Source organism: Sandarakinorhabdus rubra, from assembly GCF_010994245.1.
Taxonomy (GTDB): Bacteria; Pseudomonadota; Alphaproteobacteria; order Sphingomonadales; family Sphingomonadaceae; genus Sandarakinorhabdus; species Sandarakinorhabdus rubra.
Genome location: NZ_WMHO01000309.1, coordinates 1 through 2,207 on the forward strand (window position 1 = coordinate 1; position 2,207 = coordinate 2,207).

At 69.3% G+C, this 2,207-nt stretch carries 1 protein-coding gene; it reads left to right on the forward strand.

Going from position 1 to position 2,207, the window contains the following annotated elements; genetic code table 11:
- Nucleotides 1-538: 538 nt before the first annotated feature.
- The coding region (locus GJV64_RS13815; RefSeq protein ID WP_268920651.1) for a helicase-related protein at nucleotides 539-2,207 on the forward strand (1,669 nt) is incomplete at its 3' end.

Consider the following 2,207-nt stretch of genomic DNA (forward strand, 5'->3'; position numbering starts at 1 on the left):
CGCTGCCGCGACGCCGACCTGCCGCAGCAGCGCGCGGCCTGGCAACGGCAGCGCGAGCGGCATCGGCAACGCAACGCTGCCGGCGGCCTTTGGCTGGAGCCCGGGTTGGTACACCTTCCCCCCTTGCTTGCGGCTGTTCTGAACAAACCGCTTACAAACCCTTGAATCAAAAGGCCGCACGCGACGACCCCGATCGTGATCAGCATTGCCCAGCCCGAGTCGCCGTGTCAATCCGGCAACAGTTGGCGCGCCAGTCAATCCCGATGAGCCGTTGACCTGAAACGGTCACTTGCCGGCCGCGCCGTCCCATGTCACCTTGCCGGCATGGTGATGGACCACGGGTTCGCTTGAGGATGGGGCGGTTCGGCCAGCCCCGCCGCCTTGTTCCGCCCCCTGCCGGCTTGCCGTCGCCGCTCTCCGCCCCGCCAGTTTGTCCACTGCAAGGTTGTCACAGGCCCTTGCAGGCGAACAGCGCCGGGACCACCCTGTGTTCGTGACCAGGGTTGGTGCCTTTTCCGGCCACGCCGGCTCCGCCAGGATGAGCAATGGCCCCGCCAGGGTGACCGCCGTGCTCGGCCCGACCAACACCGGCAAGACGCATCTCGCCGTCGAGCGCCTGTGCGGCCATGCCAGCGGCATCATCGGCTTCCCGCTGCGCCTGCTGGCCCGCGAGGTCTATGATCGGGTGGTGGCGCTGAAGGGCCCGTCCGAGGTCGCGCTGATCACCGGCGAGGAAAAGATCGTGCCGCCGGGCGCCCGCTGGTTCCTGTCGACGGTGGAATCGATGCCGCTCGACCGCGAGGTGGCGTTCGTCGCCATCGACGAAGGCCAGATGGGCGCCGATCCGGAGCGCGGCCATGTCTTCACCGATCGGCTGCTCAATGTGCGCGGCTATGCCGAAACCATGATCCTGGGATCGGAAACGCTGAAGCCGCTGGTCAGGAAGCTGCTGCCCGAGGCCGAAATCATCACCCGCCCGCGCTTTTCGACGCTTGCCTATGCTGGCGCCAAGAAATTGTCGCGGCTGCCGCGGCGCACCGCCATCGTCGCCTTCACGGCCGCCGAAGTCTATGCCATCGCCGAGATGCTGCGCCGCCAGAAGGGCGGGGCGGCGGTGGTGATGGGGGCGCTGTCCCCGCGCACCCGCAACGCCCAGGTGGCGATGTACCAGTCGGGCGAGGTGGACTATCTGGTGGCCACCGATGCCATCGGCATGGGGCTGAACATGGACATCGCCCATGTCGCCTTTGCCGCGCTGGGCAAGTTCGACGGCAAGCGCCAGCGCCGGTTGACCCTGGCCGAAATGGCGCAGATCGCCGGTCGCGCCGGCCGCCACCAGAAGGACGGCAGTTTCGGCGCCGTGCAGCTGGGCGCCGAGGCGCACTGCCAGTTCACGCCCGAGGAGATCGAGGGGCTGGAGGCACACCGCTTCGAGCCGCTCACCCAGCTGGTGTGGCGCAATTCCGAACTCGATTTCTCGAGCCTGCAGCGGCTGGTCGCCACGCTTGACGCCCGTCCCGAACGCCCCGAGCTGGTGCGATCGGATGACGCCATCGATCTGGCCGTGCTGAAGCGGCTGGCCGGGGAACCCTGGGTAATGGAGCGGGCGCGCTCCCGCCTGCTCGGCGAACGTGGGCTCAATCGCCTGTGGCAGGCGTGCGGCCTGCCCGATTATCGCAAGACCGGGGCCGAGGCCCACGCCCGCCTGGTGGGCCGGGTGTTCCGCCACCTCACCGAAGGCAATGGCCGCCTGCCGGAGGCCTGGATCGCGGCCGAGATCGCCCATCTCGATCGCGTCACGGGCGATGTGGAGGCGATTTCGGATCGCATCGCGGCGGCCCGCACCTGGACCTATGTGGCCCACCGGCCGGACTGGCTGGAGGATGGCGCCGCCTGGGCCGAGCGCACGCGGGCGCTGGAAGAGCGGCTTTCCGATGCGTTGCACGCCGCGCTCACCCAGCGCTTTGTCGATCGCCGCACGGCCGTGCTGCTCAAGGATCTGAAGGCCAGGGGCGCCGATGCGGCCGTGATCGTGGAGGCCGATGGCGTTGTGTGCGTCGATGGCGAAGCGATCGGGCGCCTTGATGGCTTCCGCTTCACCGCCGATGCCGCGGCGCGGGCCGGGGAGCAGCGGCTGCTGTTGGCAGCGGCCGAGCGTCACCTGACGCGCGAATTGGCGGCGCGGGCGAAGGCGCTCGCGGCCGCCG